At 37.7% G+C, this 18584-nt stretch carries 33 protein-coding genes and 1 tRNA gene; 30 read left to right on the plus strand and 4 right to left on the minus strand.

What is annotated here, in order from left to right; genetic code table 11:
- Positions 1–2 precede the first annotated feature (2 nt).
- The 3 genes from M1F65_RS07310 (at position 3) to M1F65_RS07320 (ending at position 2049) form a co-directional block, all read left to right on the plus strand.
- Positions 3–76 (plus strand) — tRNA-Asn (locus M1F65_RS07310).
- Between the two features lie 208 nt (positions 77–284).
- Positions 285–521, plus strand: a complete 237-nt coding sequence (comW, locus tag M1F65_RS07315; RefSeq protein ID WP_000939515.1) for a sigma(X)-activator ComW — start codon at positions 285–287, stop codon at positions 519–521.
- A 241-nt stretch (positions 522–762) separates the two neighbouring features.
- Positions 763–2049 carry an adenylosuccinate synthase gene (locus M1F65_RS07320; protein ID WP_049478107.1) on the plus strand — a complete coding sequence of 429 codons (1287 nt, stop codon included), beginning with the start codon at positions 763–765 and terminating at the stop codon, positions 2047–2049.
- 263 nt (positions 2050–2312) lie between these two features.
- On the opposite strand, the gene M1F65_RS07325 is transcribed toward M1F65_RS07320, so the two are convergent.
- The 4 genes from M1F65_RS07325 to M1F65_RS07340 form a co-directional block, all read right to left on the minus strand.
- Complete coding sequence (locus M1F65_RS07325) at positions 2313–3461, minus strand: tyrosine-type recombinase/integrase (protein WP_247925704.1); 1149 nt, start codon at positions 3459–3461, stop codon at positions 2313–2315.
- Positions 3462–3633: 172 nt separating this feature from the next.
- Positions 3634–4446 carry an HIRAN domain-containing protein gene (locus M1F65_RS07330; protein ID WP_049543942.1) on the minus strand — a complete coding sequence of 271 codons (813 nt, stop codon included), beginning with the start codon at positions 4444–4446 and terminating at the stop codon, positions 3634–3636.
- 37 nt (positions 4447–4483) lie between these two features.
- The gene (locus M1F65_RS07335) at positions 4484–4867 is read right to left on the minus strand and encodes an ImmA/IrrE family metallo-endopeptidase (protein WP_049543941.1); all 384 of its coding nucleotides are present in this window, start codon (positions 4865–4867) and stop codon (positions 4484–4486) included.
- A gap of 12 nt (positions 4868–4879) precedes the next feature.
- Complete coding sequence (locus tag M1F65_RS07340) at positions 4880–5242, minus strand: helix-turn-helix domain-containing protein (protein ID WP_038804348.1); 363 nt, start codon at positions 5240–5242, stop codon at positions 4880–4882.
- Between the two features lie 291 nt (positions 5243–5533).
- Here M1F65_RS07340 and M1F65_RS07345 point away from each other — a divergent pair, with 291 nt between their 5' ends.
- The 27 genes from M1F65_RS07345 (at position 5534) to M1F65_RS07480 (ending at position 18574) form a co-directional block, all read left to right on the plus strand.
- Complete coding sequence (locus M1F65_RS07345; protein WP_247925705.1) at positions 5534–5674, plus strand: hypothetical protein; 141 nt, start codon at positions 5534–5536, stop codon at positions 5672–5674.
- A 206-nt stretch (positions 5675–5880) separates the two neighbouring features.
- The gene (locus M1F65_RS07350; protein ID WP_049543935.1) at positions 5881–6084 is read left to right on the plus strand and encodes a helix-turn-helix domain-containing protein; all 204 of its coding nucleotides are present in this window, start codon (positions 5881–5883) and stop codon (positions 6082–6084) included.
- A gap of 142 nt (positions 6085–6226) precedes the next feature.
- Positions 6227–6424, plus strand: a complete 198-nt coding sequence (locus M1F65_RS07355) for a hypothetical protein (RefSeq protein ID WP_001865136.1) — start codon at positions 6227–6229, stop codon at positions 6422–6424.
- 10 nt (positions 6425–6434) lie between these two features.
- A complete protein-coding gene (locus M1F65_RS07360) occupies positions 6435–6665 on the plus strand; it encodes a hypothetical protein (protein WP_247925706.1) in 231 nt (76 codons plus the stop codon).
- Between the two features lie 17 nt (positions 6666–6682).
- Positions 6683–7393 (plus strand): ORF6C domain-containing protein, encoded by a 711-nt coding sequence (locus M1F65_RS07365; protein WP_247925707.1) that lies wholly within the window; start codon positions 6683–6685, stop codon positions 7391–7393.
- 13 nt (positions 7394–7406) lie between these two features.
- Positions 7407–7664, plus strand: coding sequence for a DNA-binding protein (locus tag M1F65_RS07370; RefSeq protein ID WP_247925708.1), 258 nt, complete (start codon positions 7407–7409; stop codon positions 7662–7664).
- A gap of 80 nt (positions 7665–7744) precedes the next feature.
- On the plus strand, positions 7745–7957 hold the full coding sequence (locus tag M1F65_RS07375) for a hypothetical protein (RefSeq protein ID WP_247925709.1): 213 nt from the start codon (positions 7745–7747) through the stop codon (positions 7955–7957).
- 20 nt (positions 7958–7977) lie between these two features.
- A complete protein-coding gene (locus M1F65_RS07380) occupies positions 7978–8844 on the plus strand; it encodes a phage replisome organizer N-terminal domain-containing protein (protein WP_247925710.1) in 867 nt (288 codons plus the stop codon).
- Positions 8844–9038 carry a hypothetical protein gene (locus tag M1F65_RS07385; RefSeq protein WP_084867840.1) on the plus strand — a complete coding sequence of 65 codons (195 nt, stop codon included), beginning with the start codon at positions 8844–8846 and terminating at the stop codon, positions 9036–9038. Before M1F65_RS07380 ends, M1F65_RS07385 begins: the two co-directional genes overlap by 1 nt.
- A gap of 24 nt (positions 9039–9062) precedes the next feature.
- Positions 9063–9836 carry a DNA cytosine methyltransferase gene (locus tag M1F65_RS07390; RefSeq protein ID WP_247925770.1) on the plus strand — a complete coding sequence of 258 codons (774 nt, stop codon included), beginning with the start codon at positions 9063–9065 and terminating at the stop codon, positions 9834–9836.
- The gene (locus M1F65_RS07395) at positions 9829–10050 is read left to right on the plus strand and encodes a hypothetical protein (protein WP_247925711.1); all 222 of its coding nucleotides are present in this window, start codon (positions 9829–9831) and stop codon (positions 10048–10050) included. Before M1F65_RS07390 ends, M1F65_RS07395 begins: the two co-directional genes overlap by 8 nt.
- A 1-nt stretch (position 10051) precedes the next feature.
- Complete coding sequence (locus M1F65_RS07400; RefSeq protein ID WP_247925712.1) at positions 10052–10543, plus strand: MazG-like family protein; 492 nt, start codon at positions 10052–10054, stop codon at positions 10541–10543.
- Entirely contained in the window at positions 10543–10938 is a 396-nt protein-coding gene (locus M1F65_RS07405) for a YopX family protein (RefSeq protein WP_247925713.1), read from the plus strand. Before M1F65_RS07400 ends, M1F65_RS07405 begins: the two co-directional genes overlap by 1 nt.
- Entirely contained in the window at positions 10935–11258 is a 324-nt protein-coding gene (locus tag M1F65_RS07410) for a 3-dehydroquinate synthase (protein WP_247925714.1), read from the plus strand. The genes M1F65_RS07405 and M1F65_RS07410 overlap by 4 nt, the downstream gene beginning before the upstream one ends.
- 86 nt (positions 11259–11344) lie before the next feature.
- Complete coding sequence (gene ssb / locus M1F65_RS07415; RefSeq protein WP_247925715.1) at positions 11345–11761, plus strand: single-stranded DNA-binding protein; 417 nt, start codon at positions 11345–11347, stop codon at positions 11759–11761.
- Between the two features lie 13 nt (positions 11762–11774).
- Positions 11775–11912: a helix-turn-helix transcriptional regulator gene (locus tag M1F65_RS07420; protein WP_247925716.1), complete on the plus strand. Its 138-nt coding sequence runs from the start codon at positions 11775–11777 to the stop codon at positions 11910–11912.
- Between the two features lie 74 nt (positions 11913–11986).
- Positions 11987–12685, plus strand: coding sequence for a DUF1642 domain-containing protein (locus tag M1F65_RS07425; protein ID WP_247925717.1), 699 nt, complete (start codon positions 11987–11989; stop codon positions 12683–12685).
- Positions 12682–12969, plus strand: a complete 288-nt coding sequence (locus tag M1F65_RS07430; protein WP_247925718.1) for a hypothetical protein — start codon at positions 12682–12684, stop codon at positions 12967–12969. The genes M1F65_RS07425 and M1F65_RS07430 overlap by 4 nt, the downstream gene beginning before the upstream one ends.
- Entirely contained in the window at positions 12969–13211 is a 243-nt protein-coding gene (locus tag M1F65_RS07435; protein ID WP_223327206.1) for a hypothetical protein, read from the plus strand. The genes M1F65_RS07430 and M1F65_RS07435 overlap by 1 nt, the downstream gene beginning before the upstream one ends.
- A gap of 232 nt (positions 13212–13443) precedes the next feature.
- Positions 13444–13845 (plus strand): hypothetical protein, encoded by a 402-nt coding sequence (locus tag M1F65_RS07445; RefSeq protein WP_247925720.1) that lies wholly within the window; start codon positions 13444–13446, stop codon positions 13843–13845.
- 29 nt (positions 13846–13874) lie between these two features.
- Positions 13875–14120 carry a hypothetical protein gene (locus M1F65_RS07450; RefSeq protein ID WP_247925721.1) on the plus strand — a complete coding sequence of 82 codons (246 nt, stop codon included), beginning with the start codon at positions 13875–13877 and terminating at the stop codon, positions 14118–14120.
- Between the two features lie 201 nt (positions 14121–14321).
- Entirely contained in the window at positions 14322–14723 is a 402-nt protein-coding gene (locus tag M1F65_RS07455; RefSeq protein ID WP_247925722.1) for a transcriptional regulator, read from the plus strand.
- A gap of 191 nt (positions 14724–14914) precedes the next feature.
- Positions 14915–15457 (plus strand): site-specific integrase, encoded by a 543-nt coding sequence (locus M1F65_RS07460; RefSeq protein WP_000397549.1) that lies wholly within the window; start codon positions 14915–14917, stop codon positions 15455–15457.
- Positions 15458–15622: 165 nt separating this feature from the next.
- The gene (locus M1F65_RS07465) at positions 15623–15862 is read left to right on the plus strand and encodes a hypothetical protein (protein WP_247925723.1); all 240 of its coding nucleotides are present in this window, start codon (positions 15623–15625) and stop codon (positions 15860–15862) included.
- Positions 15863–15979: 117 nt separating this feature from the next.
- The gene (locus M1F65_RS07470) at positions 15980–16306 is read left to right on the plus strand and encodes an endonuclease (protein WP_070837074.1); all 327 of its coding nucleotides are present in this window, start codon (positions 15980–15982) and stop codon (positions 16304–16306) included.
- Between the two features lie 110 nt (positions 16307–16416).
- Positions 16417–16806 carry a P27 family phage terminase small subunit gene (locus M1F65_RS07475; RefSeq protein ID WP_247925724.1) on the plus strand — a complete coding sequence of 130 codons (390 nt, stop codon included), beginning with the start codon at positions 16417–16419 and terminating at the stop codon, positions 16804–16806.
- A complete protein-coding gene (locus M1F65_RS07480; protein ID WP_247925725.1) occupies positions 16799–18574 on the plus strand; it encodes a terminase large subunit in 1776 nt (591 codons plus the stop codon). Before M1F65_RS07475 ends, M1F65_RS07480 begins: the two co-directional genes overlap by 8 nt.
- The last annotated feature ends 10 nt before the right edge of the window (positions 18575–18584 follow it).

An 18584-nucleotide genomic window follows, 5' to 3' on the forward strand; every position in this document is an offset into this window, starting at 1 on the left:
TATCCGCCATAGCTCAGTTGGTAGTAGCGCATGACTGTTAATCATGATGTCGTAGGTTCGAGTCCTACTGGCGGAGTATAAATCGAAACGTTCAACTGAGCGTTTTTTTATTTATAAATATAGTGGACTGTTGAAATTTCAAATTTTAATTTTTAAATCTATAATTACCTCTTTATTTTATTTTTAGTTCGTTTAGCTTTAAATTCTTCTTTTATAGGATTTGAAGCTTTTTTAGTTCCTTTTTTTGTTAGACTAGTGTTACTAATAAGAAAGGGAATTTTTATATGCTTCAGAAATTTTATGATCGAGCATTCGTCTTTTTGAAACTAGTTGAACAAGAATATGTCTCTTTAGGCCAGAGTTGTTCAGAGTGGGAATCACTTCATCTTCGTTTTTTACTATATTACTTAATCCGATTTAAAATAAAAAGTGATAGGGACTTTTCACTATATCACTTTAAAACAGCTTATCGTCTATATCTAGATAAATTCCTGCAAGGTGGTACAACTATTATCCAATAGGAAGCATCTATATCATAATTACGAACGATAGTTGTAGCTAGTTTTTAAAAAATATAGAATTAGCTTATAATCAAAGGCTTCTGTATTTAGAAATGAAAGAATTTCCAAATCTTTTCTACTGTTTCTTCTTGATAAAATAGTGTTTTTTTCTTATAATAAATTGTAAGATATAATTGCGGGTGAAATTCCTGCCATGTATATGAGAAAGGACGAGCTCCTAGTAGCTCAGACGAATTTTATTATGACTTCAGTTGTTGTTGTAGGTACCCAATGGGGCGATGAAGGTAAAGGGAAAATTACAGATTTTCTTTCAGCCAATGCGGAAGTGATTGCTCGTTACCAAGGTGGTGATAATGCAGGTCATACCATTGTTATTGATGGTAAAAAGTTTAAGTTGCACTTGATTCCATCTGGAATTTTCTTCCCTGAAAAAATTTCAGTTATTGGAAACGGTATGGTTGTAAACCCTAAATCTCTTGTGAAAGAGTTGAGCTATCTTCATGATGAAGGTGTGACAACTGATAACTTGCGTATTTCTGATCGTGCGCATGTTATTTTGCCTTACCACATTGAGTTGGATCGCTTGCAGGAAGAAGCTAAGGGTGACAATAAGATTGGTACTACAATCAAGGGAATCGGTCCAGCATATATGGATAAGGCTGCTCGTGTTGGAATTCGTATTGCGGATCTTTTGGATAAGGATATTTTCCGTGAACGTTTGGAACGCAATCTTGCGGAAAAGAATCGTTTGTTTGAAAAATTATATGATAGTACCCCTATTTCAGTTGACGATATTTTTGAAGAATACTATGAGTATGGTCAACAAATCAAGCAATACGTGACAGATACATCCGTTATCTTGAATGATGCGCTTGATAATGGCAAACGTGTGCTGTTTGAAGGTGCGCAAGGTGTTATGCTAGATATCGACCAAGGTACGTATCCATTTGTTACGTCGTCAAACCCTGTCGCTGGTGGTGTGACAATTGGGTCTGGTGTTGGCCCAAGTAAGATTGACAAGGTTGTAGGTGTTTGTAAAGCCTATACGAGTCGTGTAGGTGACGGACCTTTCCCAACTGAATTATTTGATGAAGTGGGGGATCGCATCCGTGAAGTAGGTCATGAATACGGTACAACAACTGGTCGTCCACGTCGTGTAGGTTGGTTTGACTCAGTTGTGATGCGTCACAGCCGCCGTGTATCTGGGATTACCAATCTTTCATTGAACTCTATCGATGTTTTGAGTGGTTTGGATACTGTGAAAATCTGTGTGGCCTATGATCTTGATGGTCAACGTATTGATTACTATCCTGCTAGTCTTGAGCAGTTGAAACGTTGCAAGCCAATCTACGAGGAATTGCCAGGTTGGTCAGAAGACATCACTGGAGTCCGTAATTTAGAAGACCTTCCTGAGAATGCACGTAACTATGTTCGTCGTGTAAGCGAGTTGGTTGGTGTTCGTATCTCAACTTTCTCAGTAGGACCTGGTCGTGAACAAACTAATATTTTAGAAAGTGTTTGGTCATAGGAGATTTTTAAGATTAGTTTAAGACAGGTTGGGTATACTATAGACAGTTACAGGAAGACCTCCTAACTTGTTGTAACAAATATCCTAAACTTTTCTTTTTCATAATAATCTCCCTTAACTCCACCCAATCAGGTGGAGTTTTTTGGCTCTATTTCAGGCTTTTGGGGACTATTCTAAAAATAATTTTTCGGTATTTTTCGGTATTTTTCGGATTTTTGTCGGGGAATTGTCGGGGACTTTTTGAGATTTTGTCGGGGATTTTTTTAGCGAATATGACTAAGAAATAGGTCTGTTGTCGCTTCAGCAAGTTCGTCCTCTACTTGATTGTAACGATCAGTCATATAGACTTTTGTATGGCCCAGAGCCTGGCTTAATTGTTCAAGCGGAACACCTGCAATAATGCTTTGAGTTGTGAAGAAGTGACGCATCATGTGAGGTGTTACATGCAATCCTGTCGCTTCATTCACTAGATTGAAGTTTCTATTTAACTGGTTTGGATTGATGAGACCACCTTTTTCGTTCAGGGTGATATAATCTTTTTGTTGTTCCTTGATAATCCCTAACTTTCGCTTAATCTTAGAAGCTTCAGCTATCAGATAATAGATAAGGTCTGTTCCGATATCATCAAGGCAAACGTAGCGCTCTGAATCCTTTGTTTTAAGCCCTCCTTTCCCTTTCAAGGTCTGGTTGCTTCGACTGTCTCTAAGATGCAGTATAGCCCGTCCGCTGTCGTTCTGAGTGACGTCCATTGGGCGCAATCCAAAGACTTCTCCTCTTCTTAATCCAAAAATGGTAAGATAGGTAAGAGCGTAGAATTCTTTTGGCATGATTTCTTTAGCCTTAGAAATCCAAGACTTGAACTCTTTCAGTGAAATTTTCTTATTAGTGGCAGGGATATCACTCTGGCCAATGAATACACCTTTCAAACGATTTGAGAGTAGGTTTCCATTTTTCACGGCATCGTTTAGCAATGCCATGAAGCTGGAATTGAGGGTTTGAACAGTGTATCTGGTATGATTCTGCAACTTTTCAGCGATAAATAGTTCATACTCATTTCTATCCAAATTTTTAAGCAGAACAGAACCAAACTTTGGTTTGATGTGGTTCTTATAAAGATTGTCATTGAGGTAGTAGGAAGTGTCATTCCAGCGCCCTGTTGATAATCTCTTTTCCGAATAAATATCCCAATACTGATCAAGTGTTAGATTCGTATTGATACCCAATTCCTGATCGTGGATTTGTTGCTCAATCTCTGTCAGGGCTGCACGAGCTTGTGGAAGGGTTGTGAGACCACTTTTAGTAATCTCTTTCTTTTTACCACGAAAATAGAAAGAGCGTCTGATATAATATCGCTTGCCTTTAGCAGTCTCGTAGTAATAGATATTTGGGTATTTTGTTTTATTGTATTTCATTGTATTCTCCTTGTTTATTAGCTTCTGGACAAGGTCTAAACGTTGAGAATATTGACATCACCCCTTTCATGGTGTAAAATAGAATATAGAAAAGAGGCCTTTTTAATGGCTGATTTTTTATAAGGGTAAGCTTCACAATCAAACTTTGGCGAGGGCGATTGTGGGGCTTTTTTTATTTTCTGAATAGTTTGTATAGTTTATACAAACTCCAAGCTGTCAAAGGGACTGCAAGGAATGGAGCGATTGGAATACCAACAACTCCAAAAAAGACTAAGAAAATATACAGTGCTGAAAATATGATTTTATTGGCAGGAAGTTTTTTCTTAGGAGATGTTTCTGAAAGATTAATCTCATTTACTATATCAGCGAAACTGTCACTAACAATATTTTGTTCAATATGTTCAGCTTCAGTTGTTTTAGTTTCAATAGATTCAGTTTTAGTAACTTCTTTATTGGAAATGTTATCATCAATTATCTCAGATGATTCGCTCTGAATTACTTCTTTTTGTGAAGAATCAACAATGGTAAGGTAAATTTCAAAACCAACATCCAAGTCATTATTTGTGACAACTTTTTCTTCATACTCGTCCCATTCTTTATATGGACCGCCTTTTATCTCACATTCTATTAGGAAATGATATCTTTCATCATCAAAATATTTACGGATAGATTTAGCAACTGTTGCAGGGACGTATCCTACATGATTATCAAAAATCAAAACTTTTATAGCATTGGAATCATATTTATTATCCGTTTCTGGAATGAGTTCAATATTAAAAATATCTAAATCTCGATACTTAAAGACTTTTAGACCGTATTCTTCAACTTCTTCCTTGATTTCCTTAGCTGATAAATCACCATAGTATTTTGAATACTCTGGAATCCCATTGTCTTCAGCAATCATATTGCAAGCTTCTTTTACTGCTTTTTTATATTTTGTCACTCCAGCGACTCTGAATAATATTTTTTCAACAGTCTTTTGCATATATTTTCCCTCTATATAAATATCTTCAATGCTATTTTTAATTTACTAATGCTAAGTATTCCTCTTTTACCATGATTTCATTTGTCATAGTTTTAAGATTGTAGTAGGACATGAATTTGAGGTAATCAAACTCTGTAGGGTCTTCTAAGCTTTCTATCGCGTCTTTTACGAGATGATGGATCATCATTCTATCAGCTTCGTTTTCACATCGTAGGCGAGCGATCTGGTACTCTGATCGTGTGTGGTCCTTGTGGCCCAGTTCATGAAGTAGGACCTTAACTCTCTCTTTTTTGCTGAGCTTACTCGACAGGAAAGCTGTATTGGTTTCTTTTTCATAAAATCCAAGTTCATCTGGCATTAGATTGCCGTCAAAATCGATAATACGAACCTGAAAATGACTTATAATTTCTTTTTCAGTCACTAAGCAATACCTCTAATCACCAGCTTCCTTCAGATAACCTTCAATGATAGACTGGATGATTTTCTTCTTTTCGTCTGTTAATTCTCGCCCGCCGAACATCATGACATTTGATGCCATTTCTTCAACGTTTAGAGTCTTACCTTCCCATTTGTAGTCATGACTACCAGCGATTGCTGGGTTATCCGTGCGACCGAGTAGATAATCTGTGGACACGTTGAAGTAGTCAGCAATCATTGAAACTCGTTCAACATTTGGAGTGGATTTCTTCATGTTATAAATTGTATTTCTGCTAAAACCTAGTTTTTCTTCAAGTTTATTTAATGAAATACCTTGTTTGTCAGCCAATTCTTTTATTTTTTCAAATGTGAAAAACATTGATACATCAACCTTTCTAAGGCATGACAAAAAATATTTAATAAATTTACTACAAAACCGTTGACAAAGTTTAATAAATTTACTACAATAGTTTTTGTAAGCTAAAGAGTTAGCGAACAAGACAACTAAAAAATAAAGCCTAATGAAACTGATTGGCGTCCGTTTTATAGGTAGAACCTTACTTTTTAGTAAGTCTTTTCTCTATGTTTTGATTTTAATAAATTTATTTATCAATGTCAAGAAATTCGCTAACTTTTTAGATAATTTTTCAAAAAGAAAGGGGGAGAGGGAATGGCAAAGCTGAGTATCTCTCTAAGAAGTATGTCTGTAAATGAAGCTATTGAAAAAATTGCTTACATTAAAGAAGCACATCCAGAAGATGTGCTCAAAATAGATGTTACGATTCTGGATGATTATCTTTTAAATTCGTAACAGTTTCATAGAATCGCTTGTAGAATTGTTCAATGATTTCGTCTGTTAATCCAGATTGTCGGATACTTTGTGCAACTCTAATATTAAAGTGTTCGACGGTAATCTTTGTAAGTTCTAAAGCGATTTCTTTGTCAGACAGTGTCATTAGATCACCTCCCTTCTGATTTTATTATAGCAGAAAGGGTAGAACAATAGAAAGGAAGAATATGAGTAAAGAGCTAAAGATAATCAAGGCTAAAATCAAAACTCGCTTGATTGAGCTGGATATGACTCAAGCTGAGTTGGCAAAACAAGTATTTGTAACACCATCGGTCATTTCAGAACTGCTGAAGTATGGCAAAGGAAGTGATTATGTGAAAGAAAAAGTCATAGATATTTTGGGTATTGAAAACCCTTGGAGAAATCACTAAGAGGTCCATACATGCAAGTAAAAATAATACAGAATTGGCAGAAGAAAAATCATCAACTGAGTCAGATGATGATCGACAGTCTTGAGGGACTAGATGTTTGGGAAACTATTTTAACACTGGGGAAAGTAAGGAAAGGAATATTATGAACAACGCAGCGCAAAAAGTAACACGTATTGACAAAGATGCTTGGGATATTGCTACGGAGCTGGCGAACGAGTACGGAGTATCTATTTGTCACATCATCAGCGAGAGCGTCCGCTACTGTGCAGAGAATGCCGAATTTAAGGAGATGGACGTTGTCGTTAAACGATTGGTAGTCGGCAGTAAGGTGCTTGAGTAGGAGGGTGGAGATGAACGAAAAGAAACAAAATAACGATCTTATCAAAGAAATCATTGAGAAACATTTTGAAAATATGGTTGACGATGTTTTGGCACACACTGAAACCTATTATGAGGCTTTGGGTGCTATTAGTTCCATCAAGGGATGCAATATTCCTGACATGATTCGCCTAGCTGATTGTTTGAGGAAGGCTATCAGAAAACGTGCTATGCAACAAAAAACACCTAATCATAGAAATTAGTGTTAGAGGAGAGGAATATGAACGAAATTTTTAATTTTCACGGACAGGATGTCCGTACTTTGACAATTGATGACGAGCCTTGGTTTGTCGGGAAAGATATAGCAGAGATTCTTGGATATGTAAATTCAAGAGATGCATTGGCAAAACACGTTGATGAAGATGATAAGCTAACGTCGCAAATTGCGACGGCAGGTCAAATGAGAAATCAGACAGTTATCAACGAATCTGGTCTCTACTCTCTCATCCTTTCAAGTAAGCTACCACAAGCAAAAGAATTCAAGCGCTGGGTGACATCAGAGGTCTTGCCAGCCATTCGCAAGCAGGGTGGTTTCATCCGTGAGGACTTGGACGAGGATGCCTTTATCGCTCTATTTACTGGACAAAAGAAATTGCGTGAGCAACAGGCGACCATGCTGGAAGACATTGACTATCTCAAGAGTGAGCAACCGATTCATCCGAGCTATGCTCAATCACTCCTGAAGAAGCGTAAGGCTCGTGTAGTAGCTTGCTTGGGTGGGATTGACAGTCCAGCTTATGCTGACAAAATCTTCGCTCAATCTGTCTTCAGGCAAGCAGAGATTGATTTCAAGGATCATTTTAATATCAGTCGCTATGACTTACTGCCAAAGAAATTCGCAGAAGCAGCGTTGAAATATTGGATGACTTGGGAACCAAGCACCAATACTAAGATGAAAATCATGAAATTGAACTCATTTGACGAAGTGTAGGAGGGGGAAGAAGATGGACAATGTTCTACTTTCACTATCTGACTGGATTAAATCCATTATCAAGGACACAATCACAAGGTTGATTGAAATAGAAAAAGATAGCGACCACTATCCAGAGCTGATGGATGTAGGCACTACCTGTGAATTTCTAGGAATCAACTATGACACATTTTCAAATAATTATCGTTACATGAAGGGATTTCCAAAGGAATTACCTGGTAAGAAATGGTCAAAAAGAGCCATCAAGGAATGGCTCTCAAATCAACTATAATAACTTTACTAAAAGGCTTCTGGACAAGGTCTTAGCAAAATTATTTGACTATATTATAGCACAAAAAGAGGATAAAAAACATGAACAATTTACAAATTATCGCAGTAGGCACAGTAGTATCAGTAGTCTTGATTGAATCGCTGATGATGAATATCAAGCTTAAAATGGCCATGAGATCGAAAAAGAAGATTCAATTTCAAACGCCTCAAGTTGAAAAAGGGTTTATTGATTTTAAAACAGGTCGACGTGTGGATATTGATCCCGCGACTCGAAAAGAAACATTTGTGGATTAGTAGAGAAATGGAGGGTATCAATGGCTGTTAAAAACAAGCGATACTACTGGATTCAACTCACTCAGGATTTTTTCAAATCAAAAGAAATGAAATTGCTTCGGAAGATTGCTGGTGGCGATACACACACTATTATCTATCTCAAAATGATGTTGATCAGCTTGGAAGATGGAGGGTGTATCTACTACGATGGACTCGCTGACAATCTTGCTGAAGAAATTGCTCTTATGATTGATGAGAATGTTGAAGACATCAAAATTACTTTGCTATTTTTGGAAAGCAAAGGTCTGCTGACTAGAAAATCAGATAGAGACTATTTTTTGGAGCAAGTTCCTGAGATGGTAGGTAGTGAAACCGCAAGCGCCAGAAGGGTTCGCAAATTTCGAGAGAATCAATTAGCGTTACAATGTAACAACGATGAAACAAAGCGTAACGGAGATATAGAGAAAGATATAGATACAGAGATAGAGAAAGATGTAGATAAAAATCCAGTCGAACTCATCGTCGAAGAATATCAATCTCGTATCGCTCCGTTGGATGGAACTCAATTTGAAATCTTAAAAGAGTTCATCACATTGGATGGTATGGAAGCGAAAGTTGTCCTGAAAGCAATTGGTCTTGCTGCTGACAATGGTAAAAGGAACTTTAGTTATATCAGAGCGATTTTGACTAATTGGAAAAACGATGGGGTTTTGACTATTGCAGCAGTTAATGAATGTGAGCGAGCGTACAAGGAAAGTAAAATCAGCAATCGCTCAGGCAATCAGAAATCAAATGTTCCTGAATGGTCACAACCTAATTACGTTAATAATACCAGTGATGAGACCAAAAAGGACCTTGAGAGGAAGAAACAAGAAATGCTAGAAAAACTAGAGAAAGGAAGAAACTGATGTTTATTTTGAAACACGGAACAAAAGAAGAAAAACCGTACTTGAGGGCTGTCACAATCGGTGTGACTGGAATTGATATCTCGTTTTCAGAAGAAAGGGGAGCTATTCGGTTCGTTTCTCGTGCGGTCGCATTGCAGGTGGCTAAGGCACTTAGATCATTTGGGAATTTCTATGTGATTCAGGTGAAGGGATGATTGGAGGTATCGATCATAAAGACAATGACAGTCTGGGCACTCTTTGATAGTGGAAACGGTTCTTACTTTAAGGGTGCTAACTCTCTGAATAGTTCGGGGGGGGCGAATATTGAAATCTATTCAATCGGAATGGATATAGAAAACAAGAACAATCATTTCATAAATCTAGACCTTGCTGATTACAAACGTTTATTTGGAGATAACACGCTCTTTGACGTGTTAGACAAATTACCAAAACCTGACCTTGTAATAGCTAGTCCACCATGCGAATCATGGTCAAATGCTTCTACAATGGAAAATGGAAATGCGTGTTGGAAACGCAATGATGTTTCTGATAGCTTGTTCGCTCCACAAGTAAGACCTTCACCGTTCACGATCAGGGCAAATCAAGATTATGAGTCAGCCTATATAAATTATCAGTACGACAGGCAATTTTTAAAAAGGGTCAATGGCGAGCTAACAGCTTTCAACACAATAGAAATCATAAAAAGATATAGACCACAATTTTGGGTTATTGAGAATCCAGCAGCTGACAGACTGTGGCCTTACATTGAAGACATTATTGGATTCAGAATTCCCTACAAAAACCTAGCTAGATACAATAATTATGATTATCCTTTACAAAAACGGACGAATTTTGGAAGCAATATTGAACTTAATCTTAAAAATAAAATTATCAAGCAGGATATCGAGTGGAAAAACTTCTCAAAATCATACAATGAGAGATCTAATATACCTGAAAAATTGGTGTCAGAAATATTCAAAAAAATTTACAAGGAGTTTAGTAAAGATGATTGAACTCTATTTCATTTACAACGGTCACCGCAAGATACTCATTGGGAGTTTTGGCCACATACATAGCGCAATCAATGAATTAAAGAAACATCAAGCTAGTTACTCAGCTATCAACCATCCACGATTTCGGAAAAGCATGAGTGGAGACAATATCAGGATTGACTACGGAGCAGCTGATTGCTACTACTTGATTACGAAGAAAAGAGAGGAAAAATAAGATGAATACGAAAATGAATTTGGAAGAAAAGGTTCAGCAGTGGTTTGTTGAAAGAAATCTACATGAAGCGAATCCTGTAAAGCAATTCTTAAAGCTGATGGAAGAGTCAGGAGAATTGTTTGAAGGCATTGCAAAGGATAAATCTGAACTGATTTACGATGCGCTTGGTGACATTCAGGTGGTTTTGATTGGACTTGAGCAACAAATAAAGAACGGTGCTCAGATTTCAGCCAATCAACAGGAACTTGAATTATTGTTGATGGTTTCCAGTTTGGGCAATATCGCTCAGAAGCTATATGCTCATATCTGCCACAATGAAACACAAATTCCGTTAATCAAAGCAGATTTGATGTTTCTTGATAGCGTGGTTAGTACGGTTTCATTTTGCAATGGCACTACAGCTGAAAATTGTTTAGAAGAAGCTTATGAAGTCATCAAGGACCGCAAAGGTAAGATGATTGACGGAGTGTTTGTGAAAGAAGAGGATTTGTGATGATACAAAGATACAGAGCATGGGATAAAGAGTTTAAAGAAATGGTACAAGTTAATGCACTACTCTTGGACAAGCAAGCTATCATGGCAACTTACAAAAACGGCAGTGTAACAAAAGAGGAAATGAAAAGCTACGATCTCATGCAATCAACAGGTCTCAAAGACGATTTTGACAAGGAAATTTTTGAAGGAGATGTTATCCTTTGGACCTATTGGGATGAATTTGAAGATAGCGGTAGAGCAAAAGTTATCTTTGATAACGGTATGTTTAGGTTGTTAGATATACGCACAGAAAAAGAGGTCTGGGATAATCTATTCGACTGTATTGAAAACTGTGACGTATATCTTCAAGGCAACGTCTACGAAAATCCTGAGCTTTTGGAGGTCAAGGAGTGAGATATTTAAAAATCCTATGTGTTGTTTTATTTGCATCCTTCCTCGTAGCATGTCACCAGATTTCGAGTGGGACGGTTGTAGACAAGTACATTGACGAACCTCACACAACATTCATACCAGTGGTGTCTGGAAAAAGTTCGGTACTGGTGCCAACCAGAACCAAAAGAAGATATATTCTAGTCGTTTCAGGGTATGCAGGAAATAAGCAAGTTGAAGAAAGTTTTGAAGTGACAGCTAAGGAATACAAATACTATGAAATTGGCAATACTTTTATACAGGATGCCGTTTTAGAAAATGAAGAAGGAGAAGAAAATGATTGAACTTATTAAAGAATTTTGCATAACTTTTCTGTGCTTATTTATTGGTTACTCAGTCGTGGAATGTGTGACAGGAAAGAAAAAGAAAGATGATCAATAATGTTGTTTTGGTAGGTCGCTTGACTCGTGACCCTGAGTTGCGATACACACCATCAAATGTTGCAGTTGCGACATTCAGTTTGGCAGTGAATCGCAATTTTAAGAATCAGGCAGGTGATCGTGAAGCTGATTTTATCAGTTGCATCATGTGGCGCCAGCAGGCTGAAAATTTCGCAAACTGGTGCAAAAAAGGGAACCTGGTAGGAATCACAGGTCGCATCCAGACTCGTAGCTATGATAATCAGCAAGGTCAACGTGTCTATGTGACGGAAGTTGTAGCTGAGAGCTTTCAGCTTTTGGAAAAGCGAGATAAGACTGCGGACCATTCGAGTATGGAAAATCAGATGCCACCAACTTTCGGAGCTAGTGATCCGATGGATATTCCAGATGATGGATTGCCGTTTTAGGGAGTTGTGAAGGATGAACAGACTGAAACAATTAAGACAACAAACAGGCGATACACAAGAGGATGTTGCTAAAGCTATTGGTGTGACCCGTAGAGGGTACCAAAAAATGGAAAACGAAGAAAGCCAAAAATGGGAATTTGATGAGGATTAGAAATTTGTCCGTCAATCCTAAGAATGTCAATTATTTTTTTGTTGAAGACTTTGAAGAAAATGAGGAATTTGAGAATGAACATACAGGGACTAATTGAACGATATGAAAAATTTAAAGCTAGCAAGAAAAAAATGACCTCGGTTGATTTAGTTTTGAAAGACTTACGGTCTTTGGACGAACCAGAACCGTTGCCGTTCAAATTAAAGGATGTTGTTGGTCGAATCAGAGGGTTCGATCCAACAACTCAAACCAGATGGCTTAACGGCATTCTTAAAGAATTAGGTGACGACTACGGTTCAATGAAATACCGTAGTGGCTACGAGCAAGGCAAACTTGAGGGAGCATGGGTTGATAATCAATTGAAAGATGCTGATAAGATTCGGCAAGAATTGAATAAACCAGTGATTCCGCAGTTTGTAGCTGATTGGATTGAGGTAGCAAAATCTGTTTACTCTTTATCTGGTGGTATGACGTATGGAGGTCCTGGGGTTAATAAGTGGTTAGAAAATGAGGATAACCAAAGAACATTTGCGCTAGCTTGGTTTGACGGTTACAGGGTAGAGGAAGAGAAGCGGTATGTGGTAAAGGTGAAAGGGATTTGTGGAAATCACGAAACTTTAAACCGCGAAAAACATTCGAAAAAATGGCTTTTCTCAGATCGGGAAGATAACTCACTTTATAAAACAAAACACACCCGTAAAGAACTAGAAGAAGCCCACTTCGGCTGGGTATTCGATTGCCCAGGAATTGAGATTGAGGAGGTTGAGGGATGACACAAACGCTTGAAGAAGGAATGAAGAATCAAAGTAAATGCATAAAAGTCCCAAGGGAAATCAGACCGTTTGATATAGGGTATCGAATAGTGAATCAACATGGAAATCCATTCGCCTTAAAAAACGGAGCAAGTATATTCGCTTTACCTTCGCTTGCTGAAAAAGCCATAAAGAAAGAGTTTGGGAAAAATGATCCAGACTTTGATATCGAAAAACATTCCGTTGAAGAGGTCGCTATTGTGAACCTAAGTAAATTTTATAGTTATTTTGAGGAGGTGGAGTGATGAATCTTAGACAAAAACGAAAACACTATAATTATTCGTATAGATATTTTATAGCCTGGATAGTTGTCGATGATAAAGTTTCATTTGCTGTATGTCCGAAGAAATTTAAGAAAACACTCAAGCAAAAATTAAAGGTTAATAAAACCTATGACTACGCTGAGTGCTGCAGAAAATATTTTCTTCTTGAAGAATATCACGGTGAAATGCCGAAATTTATGAGAGTCAAGGAGGTTGACACATGAAACGCTTCTTAATTGGCTATGCCTTACTAACAACTTGCCTACTATTTATGCAACGCAGTCAGCTAGATTAACCCTTGCTAGTTTATCACGCTGATAGCAAGGCACAGATAACTGGCAAGGTTACAGAAAAACGAAAAATCGGAAATCTATTCACTATCACGGTCAATGGTAACGTGTTTGTGGTGAGTGAAGATAAATACAATAATACAGAAATTGGAAATGAGGTCACACTATGAATTACAAAACTAAAATCAATGGAAAAGAAATCGAATACGGTGCACTAGTTGAAAAATCACATTTTTCAGACGAAGAATGGTCTGCCATCTATGCAGAAATTGCAGAACAAAATTACCCAGAAATTTTTAAAAACAGAAAATCAGATACTGCATTTATTGATACGCTTGGTGCCTTGACTTCACTAGAAGAACGATATGAAGCATTGCTTGAGCTATTGCCACAAGATCAATTTTCTCGCCCTGGTACACATCCAAAATGGGTGGCAGATGCAGTAGCAGAAAACACTCTGAAAAAAGTGGATACACAATACGATGTGTCTGATTTAATTGAACGATGTGAAACTCTAGAGGAATTGAAGAGTGAGCTGACAGAATATTTTGAGTTGGAAGAATTGTAGGAGAAAGTTGGAGATAAGGTAAGATTGTAATGACAAAGTACAAGAAACCAACTTACATCATCATTCAGGAAGCAATGGCAGAACGCATTAGATTTCTGGAAGATGAACTGTATGAAAGGGCCTATAAGGATATCGAGAAACTAGAAGCTCAAAATGATTTCTTAAAAGGTCTTTGTAACAATCAACTTGAAATCATCATGGATTATGAATGGAAGCAGATGCAAGAGCAGGTTGCATTCATAAAAGCTAATACCAGGAAATGGAGAGCAAGATGAATAGAAGGATTAAAAAGAAGAAAGCTAAACAACTTGTTCAGAAGAAACAAATAGAATTAGAAAATAAGCTTAGAAAGTTAAGTCAGGAAGAAATTGAAGTTTTATCTAGAATGATTAAGCAGATAGTTTCTGACATCAGTAAGGCTTTTTCTCAAATGTTCGATAGCTTATTTAATTATTTTAAAAATTCGGAGGTAGAATTTGAAGAAATTGAGCGACGAAGACCTCAAAACGTTAGACAGAGAACTTTTCAAATTTCAAAACATTCAACGGACAATAGATTTGAGAAGACTAGAATTAGAAACTCGAAACCCAGATGCTCAGAGTGGTCCCAGCGTAGGAATAAGCAAACCTACCGAAACTATCGCAATCAGAATAGCGGATGATCCAACCTTAAAATTTCTCGAAGGGTTCAAAGGGATTATTAACAAACTCCTGATCAATCTAGTTGATGAGGATAAGGAAATCTTTAATCTGCGCTGGAGATATCCTCAACTGAGATGGGAAGAAATAGCAGAACAGAAATTCATGAGCAAAGCTACAATCTATCGACGTAGAAGGATTATCCTAGAGCAGTACGCTATTTTGAAAGGTGAGCTATAAATAAACATGAGACAAAAGACATCTTGAAGTCTCACAAAAAAAGGTTTATTATGATAGCATGAACTTCTGAAACAAAAACACACATCACACTTTAGGAGTCATCCTTAATTCTAGTCAGAAAAGTTGTCCAACAGAAGTATCGTCAAGAGTCAGCAAATGCTGGCTTTTTGTTTTGGGAAAGGAGGTAGAATATGGAATTTGTATCACCGATAAAAGATAATGACGACATTCAGGCAATGAAAGATTATCTCAGAGAGTGGAATGAGATGTATTATATGCTATTCATCACAGGTCTGAATACTGGTTTGCGAGTCGGAGATATACTTACCTTGAAAGTTAAAGATGTCCAGGGATGGCACATCAAGCTGAGAGAACGGAAGACTGGCAAGCAGATAACAAGACGGATGACAAAAGAACTCAAAAAAGAAATGAGGAGATATGTCGAGGGCAAACCATTTCATCATTTCTTATTCAAGAGTAGGCAAGGTCAGAATAAAGCAATCACTCGTGAGCGAGCCTATCAAATCATACATGAAGCAGCTGAAGAACTTGGCATTGATAATGTTGGCACACATACAATGCGCAAAACATTCGGCTATAAATATTACAACAAGACAAAGGACGTAGGGACATTACAGAAAATGTTCAATCACTCATCACCTGCAATTACCCTGAGATACATAGGGATAGAACAAGCAGAGCTTGATGATGCTTTACGGAACTTTGTCATTTAATTTTCTTAGATATTACTTTCACATAATGAGTTAAGCATAAACTGAAAAAATGAAACTCTTTAAAACCCATGCTTAGTAAGGGTTTGAGATTTAGAGTGAGTTTAACAAAATATAAGATATGTGAAGGTGAGGGATAAAATTGGTATAGTTACAAGAGGTATGACTATGATAAAAATACTGAAAAGAATTTTGAATTTGATTTCTAAAAAAATATCAAGCAAAGATAAAATTCAAATTTTAGGAAGCATTGGCGATGAAACTTTAAACCTCGAAGTAAGCGACATAGGGATACAAGGGAAAATTGTGGTTAGTGAAATTCACCCAGAATCAATTAGATTTTATAAGCATATCAAAGACAATAACAAAATCATTTCTATTAGCGAATACAAAAATAAAAAAGAATGAGACAAAAGATATCTTGAAGTCTCACAAAAAAAGGTTTATTATGGTAGCATGGTTTTCTTGTATGAGAGGGGATAGGTCACTGGCCTGTCCCTTTTAGTATTGGAAAGGAGGTTTGCTATGTACAACAAACCTGTCAGACCATCCTTGAAGTCTAAGAAGTGGGAGAAGTTCCGTGATAAGATTATGCGGAAGTTCGACTATCTTTGTCAGGAAAGTTTGAGGTATGGAATTTCAGTAGCAGCTGAAATGGTACATCATATCTTCCCTGTATCTGAATATCCTGAACTTGAATTCGTCGAGTGGAATTGTTTGCCACTAACAAACAAGAAACACAATACGTTTCACGATAGAAAGAATGATAAGATTATCAATCAAGGATTATTTTGGCAAAGAAAGAGAAAAAAGGAATTTGAAGAATTTTATGGCTACCCCCCACCTCTTTAAAAATTCATTTTGGCCAGTAGGGTACCGGTGAAGGGAACTTTTTCCAAGTCGGGGGCCTTCAAACAAAAAGGGGGTAAAAACTAAGCGATTTTGACGAAAGGAGGTAGTTTTTGGCTAAACCAATTACAGCGAAGTCGATTAAGTCAAAAGTGGTCAAGCAGATGAAAGACTTGGGCACTTATCGGAAAGAGTTCGAAATGATCATTGATATTTTTGCAGGGATGCTCTATCAGTATCAGAAACTTGCTCAAGATTATGCTGACAAGGGTTATCCAGTAACAGACACCTACGTCAATAAGGCTGGTGCTGAAAATGAGCGCAAAGTTCCAATCTTGACAGCAATGGAAATTTTGAGGAAAGACATCCTCAGCTACTCTAATCAGTTGATGATGAATCCTAAGTCGCTTGGTGAGGTAGTAGAACAAGAAGGTGAGTCAGTTCTTACTGAGGTCCTGAAGTTTAAGAATGAACTGAAAAAGAAGCGAGTGAAAGATGGATAAAGACTTTGAAAAACGTTTTGCCGATTTTCGCCACGCTACAACCAATCTTGGAAAAGCTAAAGCCTATGTTGATTATGTCCTGAGCTATCAAGAGGAACATAACGAAGAACGGATTTTGGCTGCTGAACGTTTTTTGAGGGATTTAGAAAATCCAGCATATGAGCTTGATGAGGATATAGTGGATTTCGCTGTTCACTTCATTGAGAACTCAATTGTTCATCAGCAAGGAGATGACATGTTCGCCATGTCGATCCGTAACAAACCTTTGATTTTGCAACCGTGGCAACATTTCACAGTTGTCAATCTCTTTGGGTTCTATCACGCTGGTACGAACGAGCGTAGGTTCAAGGAAGCCTTGATAATGCTGGCACGGAAAAACGGTAAGACCAGTTTTACTGCTGCTATTGCTTTGCTTTATCAGATTTTGGACGCCGATAGTGGTTCAAAATGCTATATCGTGGCCAACTCTGTCAAGCAAGCACTGGAAGCTTTTAATTTCATCAAATTCAACGTGGAACGATGGAATGAAAAATCCATCCGCATCAAGGACAACAACCAAGAACATTCTATCACAGCTAATTTTGGAGACGATGGGTCATTCTATATTCAAGCACTGGCCAATGATGAAAGTCGTTTAGACTCTCTCAATGGCAATGTCACGGTCATCGATGAAGCTCACACCATGCGAAATTCTAAGAAGTATGGTCTTATGAAGAAAACAATGTCAGCATACCGAAACAGTATGCTTTTTGTTATCTCAACGGCCGGTGATATTCCTACTGGATTTCTTGCTAACCGCTTGAAATACTGTCAGAAAGTGCTCAAGCAGTTGGTACAGGATGAGGCTTTATTTATCTTTATTTGTAAAGCCAATCAGACAACGGATGGCGATGTTGGTGACTATCTTGATGATAATGTTTTGAAGATGGCAAATCCGTCTTGGGGTGTCACGGTGTCCATGCCTGCTTTGAGAGCGGAAGCAGAGCAGGCTATGAATGATCCACAGACTAGGAATGAGTTCTTTAACAAGACATTGAATGTCTTTACTAACTCGATGAACGCTTATTTCAATCCTGATGAGTTTATTGCTTCAGACAGTCGTTACGATTGGACCTTAGAGGAGTTGGCACGCTTGCCTATTCAGTGGTATGGTGGAGCTGACTTGTCAAGGTTGCATGACTTGACCGCCGCGGCTCTTTATGGTGTCTATCATGACGGCGAGAAAGATGTTGATATCTGTATCACACATGCTTTCTTTCCTCGTGTAAATGCTCAGAAGAAAGCTAACGATGACGGGATTCCACTCTTTGGGTGGCAGTCTGATGGTTGGCTGACGATGAGCAACACCCCAACCGTTCTCTATGATGATATTGTTAAATGGTTCATCCAGATGAGGGAGAAAGGCTTCAAGATTGCTGCTGTCGGAATGGATAGGAAGTTTGGTCGTGAGTTCCTGACCAAGATGAAACAAGCTCGGTTCAAGATGATTGACCAACCACAGCTTTTTTATCTGAAATCTGAGGGATTCAGACGGATTGAGTTTAAAGTTAAGAATAAAGAATTTTACTATCTTCATTCTGATGCCTACGAATACTGTGTGAGCAATGTTAGAGCAATTGAAAAGGTGGACGATGCGGTGCAATATGAGAAATTAGATGGTGACGGTGGTACTGCAAGAATTGACTTGTTTGATGCCAGCGTTTTTGCTTGTATTCAGGCTCTTGCTAATCTTGGTAAGAATCAGAATGTCATGAGCTTCTTTGATTAGAGAAAGGAGG

The organism is Streptococcus oralis, from assembly GCF_023109195.1.
Lineage (GTDB): Bacteria > Bacillota > Bacilli > Lactobacillales > Streptococcaceae > Streptococcus > Streptococcus oralis_BV.

Coding starts and splice junctions, on each gene's coding strand:
- comW (WP_000939515.1), top strand. CDS start 285: ATGCTTCAGAAATTTTATGATCGAGCATTCGTCTTTTTGAAACTAGTT.
- M1F65_RS07320 (WP_049478107.1), top strand. CDS start 763: ATGACTTCAGTTGTTGTTGTAGGTACCCAATGGGGCGATGAAGGTAAA.
- M1F65_RS07325 (WP_247925704.1), bottom strand. CDS start 3,461: ATGAAATACAATAAAACAAAATACCCAAATATCTATTACTACGAGACT.
- M1F65_RS07330 (WP_049543942.1), bottom strand. CDS start 4,446: ATGCAAAAGACTGTTGAAAAAATATTATTCAGAGTCGCTGGAGTGACA.
- M1F65_RS07340 (WP_038804348.1), bottom strand. CDS start 5,242: ATGTTTTTCACATTTGAAAAAATAAAAGAATTGGCTGACAAACAAGGT.
- M1F65_RS07345 (WP_247925705.1), top strand. CDS start 5,534: ATGGCAAAGCTGAGTATCTCTCTAAGAAGTATGTCTGTAAATGAAGCT.
- M1F65_RS07350 (WP_049543935.1), top strand. CDS start 5,881: ATGAGTAAAGAGCTAAAGATAATCAAGGCTAAAATCAAAACTCGCTTG.
- M1F65_RS07355 (WP_001865136.1), top strand. CDS start 6,227: ATGAACAACGCAGCGCAAAAAGTAACACGTATTGACAAAGATGCTTGG.
- M1F65_RS07360 (WP_247925706.1), top strand. CDS start 6,435: ATGAACGAAAAGAAACAAAATAACGATCTTATCAAAGAAATCATTGAG.
- M1F65_RS07365 (WP_247925707.1), top strand. CDS start 6,683: ATGAACGAAATTTTTAATTTTCACGGACAGGATGTCCGTACTTTGACA.
- M1F65_RS07370 (WP_247925708.1), top strand. CDS start 7,407: ATGGACAATGTTCTACTTTCACTATCTGACTGGATTAAATCCATTATC.
- M1F65_RS07375 (WP_247925709.1), top strand. CDS start 7,745: ATGAACAATTTACAAATTATCGCAGTAGGCACAGTAGTATCAGTAGTC.
- M1F65_RS07380 (WP_247925710.1), top strand. CDS start 7,978: ATGGCTGTTAAAAACAAGCGATACTACTGGATTCAACTCACTCAGGAT.
- M1F65_RS07385 (WP_084867840.1), top strand. CDS start 8,844: ATGTTTATTTTGAAACACGGAACAAAAGAAGAAAAACCGTACTTGAGG.
- M1F65_RS07390 (WP_247925770.1), top strand. CDS start 9,063: ATGACAGTCTGGGCACTCTTTGATAGTGGAAACGGTTCTTACTTTAAG.
- M1F65_RS07395 (WP_247925711.1), top strand. CDS start 9,829: ATGATTGAACTCTATTTCATTTACAACGGTCACCGCAAGATACTCATT.
- M1F65_RS07400 (WP_247925712.1), top strand. CDS start 10,052: ATGAATACGAAAATGAATTTGGAAGAAAAGGTTCAGCAGTGGTTTGTT.
- M1F65_RS07405 (WP_247925713.1), top strand. CDS start 10,543: ATGATACAAAGATACAGAGCATGGGATAAAGAGTTTAAAGAAATGGTA.
- ssb (WP_247925715.1), top strand. CDS start 11,345: ATGATCAATAATGTTGTTTTGGTAGGTCGCTTGACTCGTGACCCTGAG.
- M1F65_RS07420 (WP_247925716.1), top strand. CDS start 11,775: ATGAACAGACTGAAACAATTAAGACAACAAACAGGCGATACACAAGAG.
- M1F65_RS07425 (WP_247925717.1), top strand. CDS start 11,987: ATGAACATACAGGGACTAATTGAACGATATGAAAAATTTAAAGCTAGC.
- M1F65_RS07430 (WP_247925718.1), top strand. CDS start 12,682: ATGACACAAACGCTTGAAGAAGGAATGAAGAATCAAAGTAAATGCATA.
- M1F65_RS07435 (WP_223327206.1), top strand. CDS start 12,969: ATGAATCTTAGACAAAAACGAAAACACTATAATTATTCGTATAGATAT.
- M1F65_RS07445 (WP_247925720.1), top strand. CDS start 13,444: ATGAATTACAAAACTAAAATCAATGGAAAAGAAATCGAATACGGTGCA.
- M1F65_RS07450 (WP_247925721.1), top strand. CDS start 13,875: ATGACAAAGTACAAGAAACCAACTTACATCATCATTCAGGAAGCAATG.
- M1F65_RS07460 (WP_000397549.1), top strand. CDS start 14,915: ATGGAATTTGTATCACCGATAAAAGATAATGACGACATTCAGGCAATG.
- M1F65_RS07465 (WP_247925723.1), top strand. CDS start 15,623: ATGATAAAAATACTGAAAAGAATTTTGAATTTGATTTCTAAAAAAATA.
- M1F65_RS07470 (WP_070837074.1), top strand. CDS start 15,980: ATGTACAACAAACCTGTCAGACCATCCTTGAAGTCTAAGAAGTGGGAG.
- M1F65_RS07480 (WP_247925725.1), top strand. CDS start 16,799: ATGGATAAAGACTTTGAAAAACGTTTTGCCGATTTTCGCCACGCTACA.